Below are 20,992 nucleotides of genomic sequence, written 5' to 3' on the forward strand. Positions count from 1 at the left end.
TTACAACTTCCAGATAATCAGAATGGAATAGTTGGTGTCGTTCTTCTTTTTGTTGACGCCCGGCGTGCTGTCGAAACGATTGATCACGCCAAATTTCAAGCTGAGATTGGCTTCTTCGTCGAGCAAAATCTTGTAGCCGATGTCCGAAATACTGCGGTACTCGCCGAACTCTTCCCATTCGGGATAGTATTCGTACTTTCCTTCGACCGAGTGGCGCTTGTTGAACGCATGGTCGATGAACACGGTCATCGCACCTTCCGGCTTATACTCGTCGTCGGGGCTCCCATACTCTTTGGAGAAACCAGAACCGAGTTCGACCGTCAGGTCGGTATCCGCCGTTTTCACCACTTCATAGCCCATACCGGCACTGATCCAGAGTCGCAGATCGAAGTCTTTGAACTCGTCATATTCCATGCCGTTTTTGGCGTAGACGTGCCAACGTTTGTTGACGAACGGCCACTCGATCTTGGCATTGAACAGCGAGTTGTTTTGCGTTCGCTTGCCATCGTTACTGGTTCGCGCGTAGATGATGTCCACCAATGTTTTGGTCGCGGCGCCTTCTCGTTTGATCTTGCCGCCAGAACGCAAACTGAGCGAATCGGTATTGCCGGTCTGACCGTTGATCCCCAGTTCAAAAGAACTGTCCCACTTGGCCGGACCAAACCAATAGTCGATATGGACAAACTCCCCACCGGGAACATAGCCCAAATATCCGTAATCTGGATCGCCGATCGTTTCGGCTTCGATCGTCCCATCGGCTGGGTCCAGCTCTGGCATGTCAGGGATCGGAATCGGTTCGTATTCGAAGTTGCATAGCGTCGCTGGAGCGAAATCGCCATCCACGAACATCGCCGCCACATCGACCTCACGCGTCTCCGCCGGCGCAGACGCATCGAAGCCGTCGAAATGGGCGTAGGACGCATCTTGCGCCAACGCATTAGTCGCCATGAATGCGACCAGCAGCCAAGTCGAGATTGGAAAGGATCGAAAAATCATGAGGGTAAACATCTCTGCAAGAACTTTCACGCAGTAAAGCAGAGAACTCGGGGGCCTGCGGGCTAATGGTCTTCCGTACGCGAATTACAGCATTTCGCCGCAATCGCCCTCCCGCCAGAAAACAGCGGGGCGTCGGCTTATACAAAATTGCCGCAAAGGGGACAACGCCGATGCCCCGACCGAATCGTCTGGGAGGCGCCACGCGGAGGCGTGAACTACAATTGACGGTTGCACTTAAGAAATACCACCGGGAGAGTAGACCATGCGGATTTGGGGCGTGATGCTGGCGCTAGCGATGATGGCCGGAAGCCTATACGGCGGCGATTCGTCAGCGATCGTATACCGTGGAGCCAAAATCTTGACTGCGGCCAGTCAGACCTATAGTCCCGGCGCACTCGTTGTTTCCGGCGGCACGATCGTCGCGGTGGGGGATTCCCAGCGAATTAAGACCCCTCAGGACGCTACCGAGATCGACTTGACCGGCCAAGTGATTATCCCAGGACTGGTCGACACGCATTCGCATATCGGCTTATTTGGCCGACCCGGCGGAGGGAATGACGCGAACGAGGTCTCAGGCCCGGTCCAATCGATCGTCCGTGCGCTCGATTCGCTCAACCCGTTTGATCCCGGCATTCGCATCGCCCAATCGGGCGGCGTCACCACGGCCAACATCATGCCGGGAAGCGCCAACGTGATCGGTGGGCAAACGATCTACATCAAGCTAAGCGGGCACAGTCCCACGGCGATGTCGCTAGCAACGCCCGAGAATCTGGGTGGGCTCAAAATGGCCAACGGTGACAACCCCAAGGGAGTTTACGGAGGTCGCGGGCAAGCGCCGGCGACGCGCATGAAGGTCGCTTCGTTGCAGCGGAGCGAATTTTTAAAGGCGAAGCAGTATCGCGAAAAGTGGTCGAAATATCGCGAGAAACTCGCTGCTGGCGAAACGCCTGATCCGCCAACAGTCGATCTGGCGATGGAGCCGCTGTTGGAAGTCTTGGATGGTCGCCGCACCGTTCATTTTCATACCCACCGCGCCGACGACATTCTGACGACGCTCCGCTTGAAAGAAGAATTTGGTTTCGACCTGGTTATCCAGCACGGAACCGAAGCATTCAAAGTGATCGATCAGATCGCCAAATCGGGCGCGATTGTTTCGCACACGATCGTCGATAGTCCCGGCGGCAAACCAGAAACCGTCGAGTGGTATGACGAGACGGCGGCGATGTTGAATGAGGCCGGCGTCAAAGTTGTCATCAATACCGATGACCCGGTGACCGACAGCCGCTTCTTGCTGCGAACCGCAGCTACGGCGATTCGCGGCGGACTGCCGGAAGAAACCGCGCTGCGTGCGCTGACGTTGCACGCAGCCCAAGCGATGCACTTGGAGGATAAGATCGGCAGCCTGGAAAAAGGGAAGGACGCCGACTTTGTCGTGCTGAGCGGCGATCCATTTAGTATTTATACGCGCGTGCTGCAAACCTATATCGACGGCGAGTGCGTCTTTGATCTGAATGACGCCGAAGAGCAGCGTTATCAGGTCGGCGGCTTCGCGTTGGCTGGTTCGACCGAAGTTCCTTTTTATGAGCCGATCGCTCCACCGACCACTGCTTTTGCGGCGCCCAAGCTGCCCAAAGACGCGAAACGGCCTGATAAAGACGCAACCGAGTTTGTGGTCGTCGCCGGCTTGGTGCATACCGTCTCGGGCAAAGCGATCAAGAATGGCGTCGTCCATGTGAAGGCTGGCAAGCTCGAACATGTCGGCCCACGCAAAGGGTTCAAGTTTCCCAAAAACGTCGCGGTGATCGAAGCCAATGCGATCACTCCCGGTTTGATTGACGCTTACTCTTCGGTGCCGCTGTCGGGAATGGTCAACATCGACGCCGATCAAGAAGCGAACGAAAAAGGAGGTGCGTCGCACCCGGATGTCCGCGCGACCGACGGTTTCAACCCCAGTGAACCGCTGCTGCGTCATCTGTTGGCTAACGGCATCACGCTGGTTCATTCTTGCCCTGGTCGACGGAACGTGATCGCCGGACAGTCAGGGCTGTTCCGCACGTATGGAACCGACGTCCAAGAAATGACGGTCCGCTTTCCTCAAGCGATGGTCTTCAACATTGGTAACTCCGCTAAAGGGCATGGAGGAGGCGACACGCGCATGGGCGTCGCCGCGGGAATTCGCAAAACGTTGTCGGACGCCGGCAACTATCGCCGAGATCGACAAAAAAAGATCGATAAAGGAGAGTCGGTCGATCCCGACCTAGCGAAAGATCCGCTGGCCGACCTGCTCGACAAAAAATTGCCGGCGCTATTTGTCGCCGATCGAGCTGATGACCTACAGACCGCGCTGCGATTGGCCGACGAGTTTCATTTTGATCTGCAATTTGGTCTGGCGACCGAAGCGTATCGCGTCGCCGATGCGATCAAAGCGGCCGGCGTACCGATCTTGGTTCATCCGACGCAACAGAAGAACGGCGATCTCAGCAAAATCAATACGCTGACGACAAACGCCGCTTACCTGGCGGAGCAAGAAATTCTGTTGGCGATGGGAAGCGGATTTGAAGGATACGTTCCTAAGACGTTTGTCGTTCGCCTGGAAGCAGGCCTCGCCGCCGCTCATGGACTTGGCTTTGATCGCGCCTTGAAAGCGTTGACGCTTGACGCGGCGAAGATCTTGAAGGTCGATGACCGGTTCGGAAGTCTCGAAGCGGGCAAAGTGGCCGACATCGTGCTATATGACGGCGATCCGCTGGAGCAGACGACGCATGTGGTCGCGGTGATCGTGGATGGCAAAGTGGTCTACGATCGCGCAACCGCGGTGAAGATTCCGCTGGCCGAGCGATTTTATGAAACGCTTGTTTCGCCACCCTGTTGCTTGACGTTTTAAGGTAGTTTGAGCCGCCGTATCTGCCAAACTTAACGTCAGATTCGACGAAGCCGAGATGCAAATCTCGGCTTTTTTCGTTCATTTGCGCCAATATGCATCCTCGCCTTCCCGCGCAGCATCGAAAACAATAAACGTAAAGAAGCAAAGATGGAATCGAAGCATCACCTAGAAGGAATCGCAAAAATGGCGAAAGATCCGATCTGCGGAATGGATGTCGATCCCGACCACGCCATCAGTCTAGAGCGTGACGGGAAGACGTTTTACTTCTGCAGCGAGCACTGTCACACCAAGTTTGCGGCCCAGTCGGTTGTGCACGCTCCGGAAGCGGACGACGCCGAGCATTTGTGCTGTCACGGACATGATCCTCAACACGCGGCGCATGGTGACCAACTCCCACAACTGTCGACTGGTGATCCCCAAAAGTCATCCCGATCGCAATCGACCGCCGCGTACGTTTGTCCGATGTGCCCTGGCGTCGAAAGCGACAAGCCGGGGAGTTGCCCCAAGTGCGGCATGTCGCTGGAGAAAAATCCGACGGCGGCCAAGGCTAAACAGAAGGCGATCTATACCTGTCCGATGCATCCCGAGGTAGAGCAAGATCACCCTGGCTCGTGCCCCAAGTGCGGGATGGACTTGGAAAAAAAGGATATCACGGCCGACAGCGATGAGCACGAAGATGATGAACTAAACGACATGACGCTGCGGTTTTGGATCGCCACCGCGTTGGCCTTGCCGGTCTTTGTACTGGCGATGGGACCGATGGTGGGCGTGCCGTTTCATCAGTGGCTGGGACCGGCTTACGCCTGGGTGCAGTTGGCGCTGAGCACCCCGGTCGTGCTATGGGCAGGCTGGCCGTTTTTTGTAAGAGGCGGTCGATCGTTTGTGACTGGTCACTTGAACATGTTCACGCTGATCGCGGTCGGTACCGGCGCCGCCTATTTGTATAGCGTGCTCGGCGTGCTGTTACCTGGCATGATCCCCGACGCGTTTAAACATGAAGGGCAAGTCGAAGTTTATTTTGAAGCAGCTTCGGTAATTATTGCGCTGGTGCTGCTGGGGCAAGTCTTGGAACTGCGCGCACGCCGAAAGACGAGCGGCGCGATCCGCGAGTTGATCGCACTCGCGCCGCCGGTGGCGCATCGCGTGCGTGACGGAAAGGAAACGGACGTCGATCTCGACGACGTGCAAACCGGCGATCTATTGCGTGTTCGCCCCGGCGAAAAGATCCCCGTCGACGGGCGCGTGACGGAAGGGGATAGCAGCGTTGACGAATCGATGCTGACCGGCGAACCGAACCCGGTGAAGAAGTCGACCGGCGAAGAAGTGATCGGCGGCACGGTCAACGGAACGGGATCGTTTTTGATGGAAGCGGAAAAAGTGGGCGAAGAGACCGTCTTGTCGCATATCGTTGACATGGTCGCCAACGCCCAACGCAGCCGTGCGCCGATCCAACGCATCGCCGATCAGGTCGCTGGTTACTTCGTTCCGGCGGTGTTGGGGATTTCGTTGATCACATTTATCGTCTGGGCGATTGCTCGTCCTGAAGAGCCGGCGCTGGCCTGGGCTTTGGTGAACGCGGTGGCGGTGCTCATCATCGCATGTCCCTGTGCGCTCGGACTGGCGACGCCGATGTCGATCATGGTCGGAGTTGGTCGCGGAGCGGCCGAAGGAGTGCTGATCAAAGATGCCGAGGTGCTGGAGCGACTCGAAAGCGTCACCGCGATCGTGGTTGATAAAACCGGTACGCTGACTGCCGGCAAGCCGAAGCTGACCGAATTTGAAGCGCTCGAAAAACTCTCCCCCAGCGGCGTCTTACGCATGGCTGCCGCCGTCGAACAAAACAGCGAACATCCGTTGGCGCGCTCGATTGTCGCCGGCGCCGAGGAACAGGGAATCGAGCTTCCCCGCGTCGCCAACTTTGACTCAATCCCCGGTGGTGGAGTCAGCGGTGAAGTCGAAGGACGCCAAGTGTTGATCGGCAACGCCTTGCTGCTCGAAGAACGAAAAATCGAAAATGCCGGCGCGATGAACGAGCGCGTCGCCGAGTTGCAGAGTCAAGGAAGGACGGCGATGTTCGTCGCGCTCGACGGCAAACTGGCCGGACTAGTCGCCGTCGCCGATCCGATCAAAGATTCGACCCCCGAGGCGATTCGTCAATTGCATGACCTAGGGCTGAAGGTGATCATGTTGACCGGTGACAACGAGCGGACCGCCGCGTCGGTCGCCCAACAGCTGGGAATTGACGACTTTACCGCTGAGGTTCGCCCTGAACAGAAACAGCAACGCGTCGCTCAGTTGAAGAAGGAGGGCTACATCGTCGCGATGGCCGGTGACGGCGTGAACGATGCGCCAGCCCTTGCCGCGGCTGATGTCGGAGTCGCAATGGGCGCCGGATCGGATGTTGCGATCGAATCTGCCGGCGTGACGCTGGTCAAAGGAGACCTGCGAGGAATCGTCCGGAGCGTGCAACTAAGTCGTCGCACGATGCAGAACATCCGTCAGAATTTGTTCTTCGCATTCGCCTACAACGTGATCGGAATTCCGATCGCGGCCGGCGTGCTCTATCCTATCTCGGCCCACCTGCTGCTCAACCCGATGATCGCGGCTGCGGCGATGAGCTTTAGTTCGGTCTCAGTGATCGCGAATTCGTTGCGACTGAGAAGCGTGAAGCTGGACTAGCGCGGCGGTATGACTCGCGTGCCACGGCTCTGTGAGCCATGCGACTTCGAGGGCTTCGGCACAGCTCACAGAGCCGTGGCACGCCGGGAAGATCTACTCGCCAGGATCGCCGATACGGCGGAGGAGGACCGAGATGCGGGCCTGCAGGTCGAGTAGGTTTTGCCATTCACGCGTATCCAGCGCTACCTTCTCGGCCGCTTCGTTCACTTCGACCGAGAGCAGCAGATGGCGGATGCGAATGTGGACGTACTCTAACAGCTCGGCCAACTGCGCCGCTTGAGCCGGACTAAGACGCTCCGGCAACTCCGGCGGTTCCAGCGAGTAGATCGCGGCCTGCAGATCTTCTTCCTGGTTGTTCCAATTCAGCTCAAATTCGAGGGAAGACGCGCTGTCGCTGGGGGATTGCGGACCTTGCGTCTGCTCTTCTTCGCCTCGTTCTTTTTGCCGTTGCACCCGCAACTGGGCAAGTCGATCGGCGATTTCGTCTTCGGAGCCGTACAGGATGACCGAACGGCCGACATGAATCATGTCGCCGTATCGCAGAATACGGAGGTGAATATCTTCGCCGTTGACCCGAGTGCCGTTGGTGCTTTCGAGATCGGCTAGGACCACTTTGCCGTGATCTTCCTGAATTTTGATGTGGAACCGGCTGACCCGTTCGTCCTTCAACTGGAGGGTATTCCCCTCTTCTCGGCCGATGGTTACCGGAGTTTCCAGTTGATCAAACACCGAACCGCGGTCCGCGCCGTCGATGATGCGTAATGTAACCAGCGCCATGATAAGAATTTACTGCGGCCGTGAACCCAATTCCAGGAAAGCCCTCTATTATTGCGCAAGCCGGCCCTGGTGGCGAGTATAGCGCTGATTCGGCCGTTTGGCGGTGCTGGCGCCATTGCTGCGAGCGGGCAAAATGGTATTATTTGCGGTGCTGCACGCTGGGTGACGCTCAGCGTATGCGCAACTGCTGACCGTAAAGGCGGTGAATCGCGGATGTAGCTCAATTGGATAGAGCATCGGTCTTCGAAACCGAGGGTTGGGGGTTCGAATCCCTCCATCCGCACTTTCTTTCCCCCGGCTTTCTCTTAAAGCGGGGACTTGCCCGCAGGCGAAGCAGGCCCGCTTGCAGGATAAACGCATATGGTTCAGCCTGGTCGTTGGTGTCCTATTCATCGCCAATCTTGTTGTAGACGTTCGCCGTCCGCAGCGACTCGCATCGCTCTCTTATTTCCGTCGGTATCGATCTCGAACACACTCAGCCAAAAAACGCGAATTTGATCTTCATTAAAATAATTGGCCTAAAATTTTAATGGCCCCGAAGTCATTAAAATGAGTGGCGTGTTTCGTGCTTAAGCCGTTTGGTAAAAATGAGTTAAGCCTTAAAGTGGCATTCCCGTATGCCAGCCGCAGTTCTCGTTGCGGCTTTTGCCTTCGCTCAACCGCTCTGTTTCCGCAGCACGAATACCGCATCGGACAACTGATCATCCAGCGGAACCGGATCGTCGATGTCGTAGTTGAAGTCGTACGTCTCGCACAGCTCTAGCTCAGGGACCTTGGCCAGCAGACTGAGAAACTGTTTGTGGGTGTAGAGACGATAGTCGTACTCGGATTGCAACTTTCGATCCCGCTGGCCGCTCTTCACGCGTAGGTTGAAGCGGATGCGTTCGAGTCGCTTGCGGCGATTGAAATCGACGACGCGCAGCGTCAGCGTCACTTTGGTTTGACCATGCCGAGCGGTCGATCGCTCGGTACAGTCGGGATCGGCGTCGAGTGGGATCAGATGAAAGCCAAGCAGGAAGATTCCCCCCGGCTGAAGCGCTGTCGCAACTTGTTGCAAATGGGCCAGCGCGGCTTTCTCGGTGGTCAGGTGGCGAAACGTATTGACCAAATTGACGACGCAATCGACCGGCTCGGCCAGCCTAAAGTCGGTCATATCGCCCACAAAAACTTTCCCTGGCAGGTTGCGACGTCGCAAGCGTTGTTGCACGTAGCGAACGGACGGTTGGCTTCGATCGAATCCGACGACCTGGTAGCCGCGTTTGGCCAGTTCGACCATCAAACGACCTCCACCGCAGCCAGGCTCCAGGACGGTTTGCAGCGGAATTTGCGCGTATTTTTCGGCGGCCGACTCCACAAAGTCGGCTTCAAATAACGTTTCGTCGCGAAACGCGAGGTCCCAATACTGCGGATAATCGTAGCACTCGGCCGAGGATCGCCTATTCGGCTTCTTCATCCTCACCGCCGCTCGATTCGATATTTTGCTCTAGGCGAATCGCCAGACGAACCAGATCGGGGACGTTGTCGACGCCCATCTTTTTGAAGACGTTATGGCGCCGCGCTTCGACGGTTCGCAAACTGACATCCAAACGGCGAGCGATCACTTTATTCGCTTTGCCTTGGACCATCAGTTTCATGACGTCCTTTTCCCCTTCGGTGCAGGTTTGGAAGAGCTTTTCGGCCTCTTCCTTGTCGATATCTTCGGCGCGCCATTTGGCGTCGAGTCCAATCGCCTCATTCACCGCATCGACAATTTCTTGTTCTTTGCACGGCTTTTCCAGAAAAGTTACGGCGCCGTTACGCATTGCACGGACCGTTGTTTGGGTATTGGCGTGCGCCGTAATCAAAATGACCGGGATCCGGTAGCCGACCGTTAGTAGGCGCTCTTGCAGTTCCACTCCACTCAGACCGAGCATGCGAACGTCGGTAATGACGCAGCCGCACCGATCGGCGGAAAAGGTGGCGAGAAACTCTTCGGCTGACGAAAACTGCTCGGTCTTTAATCCCAGCGAATCAATCAGCATTCCGATCGATTCGCGTGCGGCTGGATCGTCATCAATGATGAACACGGTTGGTGTCGAGGGCATTTTCTACTTCCGTACCTTCAGTTGCGATCGGCAATGTAAAACGGAACTCCGCCCCTTCGCTGGACGGCTGGCACCAAATCTTACCGCCATGAAGCTCGATGATCGAGCGTGAAATTGCTAAACCCATTCCCATTCCGCCATCTTTCGTCGTGCGGAACGCTTCAAAAATGTCGACTTCGCCTGGGAGACCGGGCCCCGAATCTCGCACGCCAAACTCGATCATCTCCTCTTTGACTTGCGCGCTAACGTAGACGATCCGGTGCCCCGGCACCGATTTCATCGCTTCACAGGCGTTCGTGATCAGGTTGATCAAAACCTGTTGAATCTGAATCGCATCCACGTCGACCGTCGGCATATGTTCCGGCACATCGTACCGTACGAACACGTCGTTGTCCCGAATCATGGGGGCGATTAGCTCGACCGAATCATGGATCAATTCGCGGACTTCACGATTCTCCAACTTCGGCTCGGTGCGGCTGGCGAAATTGCGCAAACGGCGAATGATTTCGCCGGCGCGGGTCGCCTGATCCACGATGCGGCCAATGCAATGGGCGATATTCTGTTCGCGATCCTCGCGCTCCGATTTTAACAGATTGGCGCAGGTGCTGCCGTAGTTTGAAATCGCATAGAGCGGCTGATTTACTTCGTGCGCAATGCCGGCCACAATTTCCCCCAACGTGCTAAGACGAGCGACGTGGGCGAGTTCCATGTTGCGCCGACGCAATTCGTCATCGGCCCTTATTTTTTCCGAAATGTCATTCACCACGCCGACGACATGCGTCGCGATTCCTTTTTCGTCACGAACCGGCGCGATGGAGATTTCACACCAACCGAATTCTCCTCCGGCGCGAGCCAGACGAAGGGTCTCTTGCATTGCGATTCCTCGACGAAGTCCGCTTTGCAACTGCCGCAGCTGTTCGGCTTCGCGCGGATCCGCCAGGAAGAAATCCAGACTCTCTCCTTCTAACTTGCCAGGCGCGACGCCGAGCATCGCCTCGAGGGCCGGATTGCCATATACGATTTGCGGTTCGATTTCGGATAGGCCGACAATGAAGACTCCATTGGTCGCCGACGCGATCGCCCGATCGCGAACTCGCAGCGCAAGTTCGGCCCGCTTGCGCTCGGTGATGTCGAGAAAGACGATCTGGCAAGCAGGATTGCCATGATAATCGATCGGCGTTCCGGCGACCGAAACGTCGATAATGCCGCCGTCAACGCGCTGCATGTGCTGTTCGACCGCCATCGTCGACTGGCCGGCGTACAGCAGCGCAATCCGTCCGCGAACAAATTCACGCTCGTCCGGCACAATAAAATCTTCGATCGGGCGTCCAATGAGATCGCTATCGGTGTTGGCGCCTAGACACTCGACCGCTTTCTCGTTGGCCAGCACGACTTTTTCCATGCTATGGACCAATATCGGCACCGGTGAATTGTCGACCAACGCTCGATAGCGTCGTTCGCTGTTGCGCAGCGCCAATTCGGCGTCTCGCTTGTCGCAGATCAATTGCCATTGGCGTATAGCGCGTTCGGCGATGCGGGGCAGTTCGGAGAAGAAATGCTCAGTCTTCACCACATAATCAATCGCGCCGCGTTTCAGCGCCTCGACCGCTGTGCGCTCGTCGCCGTAGCTGGTCATCACGACGATCGGAAACTGCTGGTCTTCAGGGCGACGATGCGACAACATCTCCACTCCGCGACCGTCGGGCAGCATGTTGTCGACCAACGCCAAATCAGGACAGCGTTGGGCGATTTCGGCTCGCGCCTCCGCTAGTGACGCGGCGATAACTACCTCGAATTGCGTAGAGAACGTGTTAAACGCCCGACTCATCAGAATCGCATGAGAACGTTCATCTTCGATGATCAAGATGCGGTATTCGTCGGGCACAAGTCTTACCTCTGACAACGAGATTCCGTCTAACGCCGTTTGGGCGGTTCGTTCCAAACCAACCAATAGAAACCGAGATCACTCAACATTTTGGAGAACTCGACAAAGTCGATTGGTTTCACTAAGTAGCTGTTTACATGGTGGCCATAGGCCTGATTGACGTCGGCCTCCGCGTCGCTGGTCGTCAATACCACGACCGGAATGCTGGCGGTCGAAGGATTTTTTTTGATCTCGTTTAAAACGTGTAGGCCGTCATATTTCGGCAGGCGTAAATCAAGCAGAACCAGATCAGGAAGCGTATCGACGTTTTGATATTGGCCGATTTGAAACATGTACTCCAAGGCCGACTCGCCGTTGTCGACATGGACGATCTCGTTGGCGACGGCATGCTCGCGAAAGCTCCGCATGACAAGCTTCGCGTGCGCGGCGTTGTCTTCGACCAACAATACTTTAATGGGTCGTCCTTGCATCGTTTGCTTAACCTAACGTAGCGGTCGATATCAATGAAGAACTGGGATCGCGCGGAATGCGAAAACAAAAGCAGGCACCCTTCACGGGATTCGGCTCTACCCAGATTTCTCCTTGATGGAATTCAATGATTCGCTTGGCGATTGCAAGTCCGATCCCCGTGCCGTCTGAATGGGGATCGAGCTTTTCAAACAAGCCAAAGATTTTTTCTCGAAAGTGTGCCGGGATACCGGGACCATTGTCCCGCACCCAACAGGTCGTGTTGTTTTTATCGGAGGACAACTGAATTGTGACGCGCGGATCGTCCACTTCCGCATATTTTATCGCATTTTCGACAAGATTTTGCAGGACTTCCTGTAAACGTACCCGGTCTCCGAAAAATTGGCTATCGTCGCAAGAGACCGAGATGTTGACCTGCTTTTCGGCGATTGTACCGGCTAAAAACGTTAAAACCGCGTCGATCAGCCGTCGCCCATCGACATATCCATTCGGATTGCAGACGCGGCCAATCCGCGAAAGTTCTAACAGATCGTCTAACAAGTCCTTCATTTTTTCGGCGGCGTCGCTGATGATCTGCATATCTTCTTCGACCGCTGGCATATCGCTTCGTTCAATATCTTGGGCCAGCGCCCCTAGAAATCCCTTGATCGTTATGAGCGGAGATTTGAGGTCATGCGAAACGGTATAGGTAAATCTCTCTAGTTCGGTATTTTTCGCCTCCAACGTCGTGATCAACGTTTCGCGTTCTTTTACCGCTAGACGTGATTCGGTGACGTCCACAACCGTCGAAAGGGCCAAGGTTCGACCGCCGACGTAGTAGGGAACTCCAATCACGTGGGCGTAAAAAATACCTCCCCCTTTGCGCACGCCGATCGCCGCAGACTCAAAGCGATTGCCTTGGCCGATTGTCTCTAAAAAATCTTGAAATACTGGGTGACTGTCAGGATGGATAAAATCTTGCGGCTTCATCCCCATCATTTCTTCGCGCGTGTACCCATGCAAGCGGCACGCGGTTGGATTTACATCCACGAGCGTCCCATCTAGCGCATAGATAAAGAAGCCGTTGACGGCGGCTTCAAAGATCGCTCGATAGCGTTCTTCGTTTTCGAGTACGAATCGTTCCGTCTCTTTTCGGGTTGTGATATCGACCATCGCGCCGGCCAGACGGACCGCTTCGCCATCTTCATTCCACACGCCGTCGCCCGACATGCGAAACCAACGATACTCGCCCGACGTGACGCGAAAGCGGCATTCGGCGTCAAACTTTCCCTCTCGAGCCAAAAATTTGCCGAACATCGCTTCGACGCGCGACAGATCCTCGGGATGAAGCCACTCTCGCATGGTGGCTCGGGACGGCGCTTCACTGCCGAGCGGCAAGCCAAACAGCTCAAACATGCGATCCGACCAAAAAAAGCGATTCTCCTGGATTTCCCATTCCCAGATCCCTTGTTGGGCTCCGCTGACCGCCAATTGAAATCGATCCTCGCTCGCTTTCAGAGCGCGCTCCACCTGATAGGCTTCAGTGACATCATCAATCACTAGGACGGCGCCGTCAAAATTACCTTGTTCATCTTGCAACGGGGCGCCGTTAATATGCAAAACGCGGCGGTCTCCTGGTTCGCGCTCGAGAATGTAGCGAATGCCATGGACCGGGGCGTTGGTCCGTTTCACGATCGCGTAAGCGGTGTCGTTTGCGATATCAAGCGGCTGGCCGTTGAGATTAATACGACGCCAGGCCGGCTCCTGAAAAATGTCCCCGTTAAGCTTGAGGGCAAGCAGTTCGACGGCGCGTGGATTCGCAAATCGCGTGACGTCGTCGGCGTCAATGATCGTAATTGCGGCGACGCTCGCCTGCATCACGCGATCCAGCGTCGCCTTTTCGCGTCGGATCATCTCCTCATGTTGCATACGCTGTTCGACGTTGCGAACGATCGCGATAAAGAGGGATTGGCCGTTTTCGACAAAACGACCGATGCGCACCTCCACGGGAAATTCCGTGCCATCTTTGCGGCGGTGTCTCCCTTGCAGCGGCGCCGTCGAAGTGTTGTCAACAATGGTCGTGTGAAGATCAACGATCTGGTCTCGTTTCCATTTCACTTCGATGTCATCGGAGTGAAGTTTCAGCAGTTCTTCGCGCGTGTAACCGAGACTGCGGCACGCCTCGTCATTGACGTTGATGATTTTGGCGTTGGCGTCGACTAAAAACAGCGCGTCGGCGGCGGCGGCGAATAGTGCGCGAAAACGGGACTCGCTCGCTTCCACGTCCGTGAGATGCTTTTCTCGATCCAATTCCGCATCGGCCAATCGCCTGGCTAGATCGTTAAACGACTGCGCGAGCGGAGCGAATTCGTGTAAATCGGCGTCTGGTAGGCGAACGCTTTTGTCTCCCTGGGCGAAGCGTGCATGAGCGGCGGCAATCTTTTTAAGCGGCGAAAGCGCCCGATTCGTAAAAAGCAGCCCCAATGCGATCGCAACCGCCAGCCCGATCGCGGCGCCTCCCAATTGCGCCCAACGTAGACGGCGAAAGATTGGCAAGTAGGTCGTCTCGTCGGGGTAGATCAGCGCCAATGACCAACCAGTAACGTTCACTTCTCCAATCACCACGGTGTTGGAGTCGCCGTTTGCGTCGGTAATCGAACTCCGGTTTACCAGTTGCGTCGAGGGAGAATTGAGGTTTCCGGCGATCACGCTTCCTTCGGAATCAATCAGCAACAATTTCGCCTGGTGGGAGACATCCGCAGTTTCGATGTACTGAACCAAATGCGTTTCCAAGATGGTCAAACCGACGGCGCCAATTTGTTTTCCGGCGAAATCAAAAGTCGGAACCAACACGAGCACGATGTTTTTGCCCGATCCACGACTTTGCAGCAGCCGTGAGATTACGGTTTCGCCTGCCAAGACACGTGCGAAATATTCGCGATCGCTGACGTTAAACTGCGTGCCGTCGACTCCGTAGACGTCGCCGTTCAACTCGTCGTAGTACATTCCTGCGATTTGATCTCCCAGCGACTTCCGCTGTCTAAGCAGATACGGCAGGATCTCTTCGCGGTTTCCTCCTTGAATTTCCGCAGCGGCGGAGATCGCTTTCAATCTTGCGACGTAACTCTGGAAGAAACCTTCAATGCGGGTAATCTGAAGATGGAGTTCGGTTTGCTGGACCTGCTCGATTTCTTCCAGCACTAAGCTGCGGGTCATCACATAATTGAGCAACATTGTCAGCCCCACTGCGACCAGCGCAGGGACAATCCCCAGCAAAAGATATTTGCGAAGCAGAGGCATGCTTACGTGCGGAAAGAGGGTGAATGACAGGAATTGGAATACGAGCCGCCCGGATTATCGGCTAAATAGAGACAATCGTCAAAATCTCCCTGCGGCCCTAATTTTACGAGTAATCGTACCGTCGTCTTGCGATTGCAATTCACTTCACTAGAAGTGGGTAAAATCCCCCATTCGGCAGAGCTCTTGCGACCTGGCGCTAGACGCCTGATTTCTTTCACAACGATTGTGCGACAGCTTCCACACGTCTGCAAAGTTGCCGCCGTGTGGTAGATGAGTTGGTCTGGCCAGTTATTCGTGGATCGGCTGGACGGTTCTCACCTTGGCGGCCAAGCTTGCCTTTGTAACGGAAAGACGTCATGAGCCAAATCTGCACTTCCGTGGGCCTGTTCATTCTGCGCCTGACGTTCGGTCTGTCGATGCTGTTGTTGCACGGGGTGGGGAAATATCAACGCTATGACGCATTGACCGATAATTTCTACGATCCGCTCGGCGTCGGCGTTAACAACAGCTTGAACTTGACCATCGTCATCGAGATCGTATTTCCGATATTATTGCTGATCGGATGTGCAACGCGGCTCGCTTCGTTGCAACTTGTGTTCACCATGCTGGTCGCGTTGTTCTTGGTGCATCACGCCGATACTTGGAAAGAAAGCGAGCGGGCCATCATTTACATGGGCGCCTATGCGACCCTCATCTTCACCGGTCCGGGGCTCTTTTCAGTTGATGCGATGATACGGCGGAAGTTTTGGCCCACGCTGGAAGAACGGGCCGCCGATTGAATCTTGCGCGGCGAATTCGCGTTGCATCTGGTATCCTAAGTCGCAGTCAGCCTATTCCACTTTTCCGGCGACTGGGACCCTATGTTTGATTTGTTCGTCCGTGATACGCAATCGAACCGCCGTATGCGTCGTTCCTTGGAAGTCGGCCAATCTTTTTTGATCGGACGCACCACGGAGCCGTTTGCGGCGCAATGGGATGGAAAAATTTCGTCGCAACATGCCGAAGCGACCTGGGATGGACGCGTACTTCATATCCGCCGCCTAGCGACGGCCACCAATCCGATCTTTTTTGAAGGGCGCGTGACCGAATCGGTAAACGTCGCTCCGCGCCAATATTTTGTGATCGGGCGAACCGAGTTCCATGTCGTTCCCCATGAAGTCGATGCGACGATCGACTCTCCTCGTCCGCAAGCGGAAGTCACTTTGGCGCCGGCCCGGTTACAAGCGGCGCCTTTTCGTGTCGCCGGAGAACGGATTGACGCAATCTCAAAATTAGCGAGCGAAGTTTCAGCCGCGGCGAGTGACGAGCAGTTGGCGGCGCGCACGCTGGAAGTGGTTCTGAAAGGAATTCCACACGCCAAAGGCGCCGCGATTTTTGAAAAGCGGGGAGATCCGATCATTACCGCGGCGATTCATCTGCGTGACGATCATGTGCCGATGACCCCCAGCGCGAAGTTGATCTTGCAAACGCTCAAAAGTCGCGAGTGCACTATTCATGTTTGGGAAAAAGGGGACGAGCCCTCGGAAGGGATCACCGTTGATCCCCACGCCGAGTGGGCGCTGGGTGCGCCGATTGGGGCGCTTCCCGCCGTCTTGTACGTCTCTGGCGTTAGTCCGCGCTTGATCGGTCAAGCGACCGAAGTCGCGACGCTGCAAGATGACCTGAAGTTCACGCTGTTAGCAGCGGCTACCTATGGAAACTTACTCAACGCGCGCGAATTGCAAAAACGGCAAACTTCGTTCGCTCAATTCTTTTCTCCCAGTTTGCAGCAATTGTTGGAGCAGGATGATTGGGAAAGTTTGTTGCAGCCGCGAATCGCGGATGTCACCGTCTTGTTTTGCGATCTGCGCGGCTTTAGTCGACGCGCCGAACTCCAACGTGATCGTCTCTTGCAACTGTTGGACGAAGTGAGTGACGCGATTGGCATGATGACCGCGGCGATCCTGGATCACGGCGGCGTGATCGGCGACTTTCATGGAGACGCCGTGATGGGTTTTTGGGGTTGGCCTGTCGCAAAGGAGGATGACGCGTCGGCCGCGTGTCGCGCGGCGCTGCAAATTCTCGATGCGGCCGATCGCGACGGTCGCTATCGCGTAGGGGTCGGACTCGCCTCGGGCAGCGCCGTCGCCGGTAAGATCGGCAGCCAGGATCAAGTCAAGGTGACGACGTTGGGGCCGCCGGTGAATCTGGCGTCGCGGCTGGAAAGTCTCAGTAAGCAGTTCGCATCTCCGGTGCTGGTCGATGAAGCGACCGCGATCGCAGCCGGTTGCGAAGATCTCCGTTTCGAACGGTTACTGAAAGTGCAGCCGGCTGGAATGGAGCAAGCGACGGCTGTCTATGCGCTTTCCTCGTCTGAATCTCCCGCCAAATTTGCCGAAATGGAGCCGGCGCTCGAAGCGTTTGATCGGGGGGATTGGCGATCTTCGCTTGAAGCTTTTCGTCGCACCGGCGCAGGACATCCGCTCCGCCAATTGATCGAAGCGTACATCGCTCAAGTCGGCGAGTCCCCTGACGAAGGCTGGAACGGCGCGCTGCCGATCGATCGCAAATAACAAAGCTGGAGTTGAAAACGAGAGCGTTGCGCCCGTTTTGAAGATGCGCTCTTGGAAGTCGCCGGCGCCGATTCCTCTTCGTAGCTTCGCCAGCGTAAGCGAGCGACTCTGTTGATTGTCAAGCGAGTCAAAATTGGACCGAAGTCCCCCACGCCATTCCATGCCTTTTGTATGTCAAAGCAGTGCGCGGCGAATAGATCGACGACTTACAGCTGCGCCCGGGGGTGCGCTTTCTCATACGCCTCTTTCAGCCGGGTCGTGCTGACGTGCGTGTAGATTTGCGTGGTGACCAGGCTCTTGTGTCCGAGCAGCTCTTGCACGCTGCGGATGTCGGCGCCAGCGTCCAATAGATGCGTGGCGAAACTATGTCGCAACGTATGGGGCGACGTGCGCGTATCGAGCCCGGCGATGGCGATATACTTTTCCAGCATCCGGCCGACGCTGCGCGTGGTTAGGCGATTGCCAAACTTATTGGTGAAGACCGGTTTTTCCTTCGCGGCGGCCGTGCGATCGCTGAGCGTGCGTTTGCGGAGCCAATCGTGGAGCGCCTTGACGGCGTAGCTGCCGAGCGGTCCCAAGCGTTCTCGTTTTCCTTTACCACGAATGCGGATCAAGCCTTGTTCAGCGTCGATGTCGCTGTCGTTCATACCAATCAATTCGCTGACGCGGAGACCGGCGCTATAGGTGGTCTCGAAGATCGCGCGGTCGCGCAGGCCGGCAGCGGTATTGGCTGGCGGGGCGCTCAGCAGCTTGCTAATCTCTTCGCCGGTCAGAAAGTGAGGGAGCTTCCGCTTGCGGCGCGGGTTGCGGAGCGGTTTGGCCGGGCTGCGGTCGATCAGTTCTTCGCGCTGGGCGAAGCGAAAGAACGAACGCATCGACGCCAAGCGGCGAGAGACGGTGGTCTCGGTGTAGCCGGCGTCAGAAACGGCGGCGACGTAACCTCGCAAGTCGAGGGTCGAGACCTCTCCGGTGGTCGCCGGAGAGGCGTACAGTTCTTCGAGATAGTCGACCAGCGCTTCAAGGTCTTCGCCATAACTCTTGATGGTCAGGTCAGACGCATTGCGTTCGACCCGAAGGTAGCGAAGGAAGCGGTCGGCGGCGGCTCGCATCTCCACGGCCGCAGGTTCCTTATTCGAATTCGTCGAAGTCGAGGTGATCTACGCTGCTAATGTCGATCGCACCATTGGCCGGAAACTCAAAGCGCGGCTTGACAGCGGAGCTAGCAGTGACGCTCTTTTCTTCCGTTGGAGCCTGAGCCCGAATCTTCTGGCTCAGCACCGCTGCATCGTACCACGAAAAACTAAGTTCCGGGTTCGATGCATAACGACCGAGCGTGCGCAATGTTTCGGCGCGACGACTGTCGTTAAACATGAAGATATAGCGCTCGGCGCCTTTGACCAGTGCTAGTACGTTAATCTCTTCAGTCACGTGCGGCTCTCTTTCCAGACGCGGCGGGAACAGTTGGCAATAAGCGTTATCGGCTTTCGTGCCACCTCAACGCCACTTTCGATTTTCCGGCGCCGCCACGAAGGGAGAGCATCTCGGTAATATGCGTGTAGCAACAGAATCGAATGAAATCTTCGCTACGATCCAAATAGCCTTGCCACCCGCCGAGACGGGCATCGTCGATAAAGTCATAGTGGGCTTCTGCCAATGCGGTGAGGTCACTGTCGTTTTCGTCATAGCTGCGAATTTGCGAAATGATCGGGCCATCGTAAGGGAGCAACGGCGGACGCTGAATGCTGGGCGGAGGCGGAACAAACCCGCGCGGATCAGGCCAGCCTGCCGGCAATTGCGGTTGTTCTGGCGGACCGCTATCGGCAGGCGTCTCGCCAATGCTAGCACTGCCGTTGACTTGCGGCGCCGGCGTGTCGTTCAGCTGTTCGGCTAATGGATCAGCGGCAGTTTGCGGCGCTGCTGCAGGCGGAGCGGTTGCGTGCGGATCAGGAGTTTGCGTTAGCAGTTGTTCTTTGGCGAGCGCGAATTCCGCTTCCCAAACGTGCGATTCAGGAATGTATTCTTCGTCGGCCGTTCCCCAGGGCAGACCATAGCCCGGCGGGATCGCGTGGAAGCCTGGATTGACGGCGTACCAGTTGATCGCCAGCGTCATCCGCTTGGGATAGTAAGGCGTAAAGTCGGTGATCGAACCAACGACGACAACATCGACGCCGAGCGTCTCGCCCAGCTTGCGAATCTCGGTCGCGTCGCGGCCGCGGATGCCGGTCGCTTCCATCGCACGAATCACGACGCCGACAGGCACGATTTCGAAACCACGGATCCGCTGCAACTGACCGTAGTAGGCGATCGTTACTTCGTCGGCGTTCAGCGTGGGAGCGTCGCTCTGATTATTGAAAGGAATAATCGCGACTTTGCTGAGCTGCGGAAATGGATTGTGAAATTGCGGCTGGCGCTTCGTCTCGGGAAATGCAGTGCACCCCGAACCAAGGAAACCAGCTAGCAATATCAACCAGAGCCAACGCATTTGAATTTGTAGTCGCTTGCAGGTGTGCCCCCCTGCGCGACGATCACCGGCGCTAGTGCGCAGACGATCTTGTCATTGCTCAGCAATCGGCAAAGTCAACGCAATCGCTTTAGTCGGTTCGCAGAAATTGCGAAAGAAAGCTGCGTTTCAGACCAGCGATTGCATGCTAGCGAGACCGATCGGCTCGCGACTGGTGAACGGCTCGCCATACTTTGTACCGATCACTTTTCCCCAGTAGGAAGCTTCGTCGCGGAGTTTTTCTAGAAAGGTAGGGGGCTCTGGCGAGCGGCCTTCGACAAACTGGCTGTGATAGCACGCGATCGACGCCGCTTTGCGCTCCCACTGGTCGCTAATATCGAGCACAAATGCTGGCTGAATCGCCATCTTCAGATGGACGCAGTAATAGTTGTAGATCCGCTCGGGATGAAAAGTCTCGCCGGGCATTTCGGTTTTCGACAGTTTCGACCAAAACCGAGCCGCATCGACCAATTGCGTCGCGGCCAGGTGATCGGGATGCGCGTCTTCCCAGTAGGGGGCGAACAGCCAACGCGGCCGAACGCGGCGGAAGACGGTCGCTAGTTGCTCGCGGGCAGCTAGCGTCGGTTCGAGACTGCGATTCGGCAGTCCCAGATTCTCGCGCCAGTCGAGCCCCAAAATCTCGGTCGCGGCGGCCGTTTCGGCGGCGCGCTTCTCCAGCGAACCAAACGGGGTCGGCTCTCCGCTGGTCAAATCCAAGACGCCGACGCGCAAGCCTTCGGCTTTGAACTTCAAGATTGCTCCGGCCATGCCGAGTTCGGCGTCGTCGGGATGGGGGGCGACGACTAGTACGTCAAGCTGCATTTCTCTTCCAAGTTGCTATAGCGTCGGGGGGGGCGTTTTGACAGACTCCGCCCCTTCATTCCGGAT

General features: G+C 56.3%; 15 protein-coding genes and 1 tRNA gene. 5 read left to right on the top strand and 11 right to left on the bottom strand.

The window, feature by feature from the left end; all coding sequences use genetic code 11:
* Positions 1-996, bottom strand: a complete 996-nt coding sequence (locus M4951_RS24800) for a YdiY family protein (RefSeq protein ID WP_262024282.1) — start codon at positions 994-996, stop codon at positions 1-3.
* Between the two features lie 262 nt (positions 997-1,258).
* On the opposite strand from M4951_RS24800, the gene M4951_RS24805 reads away from it, so the two are divergent.
* Positions 1,259-3,880, top strand: a complete 2,622-nt coding sequence (locus M4951_RS24805; RefSeq protein WP_262024283.1) for an amidohydrolase family protein — start codon at positions 1,259-1,261, stop codon at positions 3,878-3,880.
* Positions 3,881-4,027: 147 nt separating this feature from the next.
* Positions 4,028-6,559 carry a heavy metal translocating P-type ATPase gene (locus tag M4951_RS24810; RefSeq protein ID WP_262024284.1) on the top strand — a complete coding sequence of 844 codons (2,532 nt, stop codon included), beginning with the start codon at positions 4,028-4,030 and terminating at the stop codon, positions 6,557-6,559.
* 93 nt (positions 6,560-6,652) lie between these two features.
* On the opposite strand, the gene M4951_RS24815 is transcribed toward M4951_RS24810, so the two are convergent.
* On the bottom strand, positions 6,653-7,336 hold the full coding sequence (locus M4951_RS24815; RefSeq protein ID WP_262024285.1) for an FHA domain-containing protein: 684 nt from the start codon (positions 7,334-7,336) through the stop codon (positions 6,653-6,655).
* A gap of 209 nt (positions 7,337-7,545) precedes the next feature.
* On the opposite strand from M4951_RS24815, the gene M4951_RS24820 reads away from it, so the two are divergent.
* A tRNA-Arg gene (locus tag M4951_RS24820) sits at positions 7,546-7,619 on the top strand.
* A 372-nt stretch (positions 7,620-7,991) separates the two neighbouring features.
* Here M4951_RS24820 and M4951_RS24825 read toward each other — a convergent pair.
* From M4951_RS24825 to M4951_RS24845, 5 genes are read right to left on the bottom strand one after another with little or no spacing between them, the layout of a single operon-like run.
* Positions 7,992-8,789 carry an SAM-dependent methyltransferase gene (locus M4951_RS24825; protein WP_262024286.1) on the bottom strand — a complete coding sequence of 266 codons (798 nt, stop codon included), beginning with the start codon at positions 8,787-8,789 and terminating at the stop codon, positions 7,992-7,994.
* Positions 8,773-9,420, bottom strand: coding sequence for a response regulator transcription factor (locus M4951_RS24830; RefSeq protein WP_262024287.1), 648 nt, complete (start codon positions 9,418-9,420; stop codon positions 8,773-8,775). The genes M4951_RS24825 and M4951_RS24830 overlap by 17 nt, the downstream gene beginning before the upstream one ends.
* Positions 9,389-11,305 carry a PAS domain S-box protein gene (locus tag M4951_RS24835; protein WP_262024288.1) on the bottom strand — a complete coding sequence of 639 codons (1,917 nt, stop codon included), beginning with the start codon at positions 11,303-11,305 and terminating at the stop codon, positions 9,389-9,391. The genes M4951_RS24830 and M4951_RS24835 overlap by 32 nt, the downstream gene beginning before the upstream one ends.
* Positions 11,306-11,334: 29 nt before the next feature.
* Positions 11,335-11,775: a response regulator gene (locus M4951_RS24840; protein ID WP_262024289.1), complete on the bottom strand. Its 441-nt coding sequence runs from the start codon at positions 11,773-11,775 to the stop codon at positions 11,335-11,337.
* Positions 11,776-11,782: 7 nt separating this feature from the next.
* Complete coding sequence (locus M4951_RS24845) at positions 11,783-15,052, bottom strand: PAS domain S-box protein (RefSeq protein ID WP_262024290.1); 3,270 nt, start codon at positions 15,050-15,052, stop codon at positions 11,783-11,785.
* A gap of 356 nt (positions 15,053-15,408) precedes the next feature.
* Here M4951_RS24845 and M4951_RS24850 point away from each other — a divergent pair, with 356 nt between their 5' ends.
* Both M4951_RS24850 and M4951_RS24855 read left to right on the top strand, forming a co-directional pair.
* Entirely contained in the window at positions 15,409-15,831 is a 423-nt protein-coding gene (locus M4951_RS24850) for a DoxX family protein (protein WP_262024291.1), read from the top strand.
* Positions 15,832-15,954: 123 nt separating this feature from the next.
* Entirely contained in the window at positions 15,955-17,604 is a 1,650-nt protein-coding gene (locus M4951_RS24855) for an adenylate/guanylate cyclase domain-containing protein (protein WP_262024292.1), read from the top strand.
* 206 nt (positions 17,605-17,810) lie between these two features.
* On the opposite strand, the gene xerC is transcribed toward M4951_RS24855, so the two are convergent.
* From xerC to bshB1, 4 genes are all read right to left on the bottom strand, one after another.
* Positions 17,811-18,713: a tyrosine recombinase XerC gene (xerC, locus tag M4951_RS24860; protein WP_262026966.1), complete on the bottom strand. Its 903-nt coding sequence runs from the start codon at positions 18,711-18,713 to the stop codon at positions 17,811-17,813.
* 19 nt (positions 18,714-18,732) lie between these two features.
* The gene (locus M4951_RS24865; protein WP_262024293.1) at positions 18,733-19,032 is read right to left on the bottom strand and encodes a hypothetical protein; all 300 of its coding nucleotides are present in this window, start codon (positions 19,030-19,032) and stop codon (positions 18,733-18,735) included.
* A gap of 46 nt (positions 19,033-19,078) precedes the next feature.
* Complete coding sequence (locus tag M4951_RS24870) at positions 19,079-20,086, bottom strand: hypothetical protein (protein ID WP_262024294.1); 1,008 nt, start codon at positions 20,084-20,086, stop codon at positions 19,079-19,081.
* 147 nt (positions 20,087-20,233) lie between these two features.
* On the bottom strand, positions 20,234-20,926 hold the full coding sequence (gene bshB1 / locus M4951_RS24875) for a bacillithiol biosynthesis deacetylase BshB1 (protein ID WP_262024295.1): 693 nt from the start codon (positions 20,924-20,926) through the stop codon (positions 20,234-20,236).
* Between the last annotated feature and the right edge of the window lie 66 nt (positions 20,927-20,992).

Source organism: Blastopirellula sp. J2-11 (assembly GCF_024584705.1).
Taxonomy (GTDB): Bacteria; Planctomycetota; Planctomycetia; order Pirellulales; family Pirellulaceae; genus Blastopirellula.

What these genes read in the sequence shown, in the direction of transcription:
- M4951_RS24805 (WP_262024283.1), top strand. Translation starts at nt 1,259, where the DNA reads ATGCGGATTTGGGGCGTGATGCTGGCGCTAGCGATGATGGCCGGAAGC.
- M4951_RS24830 (WP_262024287.1), bottom strand. Translation starts at nt 9,420, where the DNA reads ATGCCCTCGACACCAACCGTGTTCATCATTGATGACGATCCAGCCGCA.
- M4951_RS24800 (WP_262024282.1), bottom strand. Translation starts at nt 996, where the DNA reads ATGATTTTTCGATCCTTTCCAATCTCGACTTGGCTGCTGGTCGCATTC.
- M4951_RS24810 (WP_262024284.1), top strand. Translation starts at nt 4,028, where the DNA reads ATGGAATCGAAGCATCACCTAGAAGGAATCGCAAAAATGGCGAAAGAT.
- M4951_RS24840 (WP_262024289.1), bottom strand. Translation starts at nt 11,775, where the DNA reads ATGCAAGGACGACCCATTAAAGTATTGTTGGTCGAAGACAACGCCGCG.
- M4951_RS24855 (WP_262024292.1), top strand. Translation starts at nt 15,955, where the DNA reads ATGCGTCGTTCCTTGGAAGTCGGCCAATCTTTTTTGATCGGACGCACC.
- xerC (WP_262026966.1), bottom strand. Translation starts at nt 18,713, where the DNA reads ATGCGAGCCGCCGCCGACCGCTTCCTTCGCTACCTTCGGGTCGAACGC.
- M4951_RS24825 (WP_262024286.1), bottom strand. Translation starts at nt 8,789, where the DNA reads ATGAAGAAGCCGAATAGGCGATCCTCGGCCGAGTGCTACGATTATCCG.
- M4951_RS24850 (WP_262024291.1), top strand. Translation starts at nt 15,409, where the DNA reads ATGAGCCAAATCTGCACTTCCGTGGGCCTGTTCATTCTGCGCCTGACG.
- M4951_RS24845 (WP_262024290.1), bottom strand. Translation starts at nt 15,052, where the DNA reads ATGCCTCTGCTTCGCAAATATCTTTTGCTGGGGATTGTCCCTGCGCTG.
- bshB1 (WP_262024295.1), bottom strand. Translation starts at nt 20,926, where the DNA reads ATGCAGCTTGACGTACTAGTCGTCGCCCCCCATCCCGACGACGCCGAA.
- M4951_RS24815 (WP_262024285.1), bottom strand. Translation starts at nt 7,336, where the DNA reads ATGGCGCTGGTTACATTACGCATCATCGACGGCGCGGACCGCGGTTCG.
- M4951_RS24870 (WP_262024294.1), bottom strand. Translation starts at nt 20,086, where the DNA reads ATGCGTTGGCTCTGGTTGATATTGCTAGCTGGTTTCCTTGGTTCGGGG.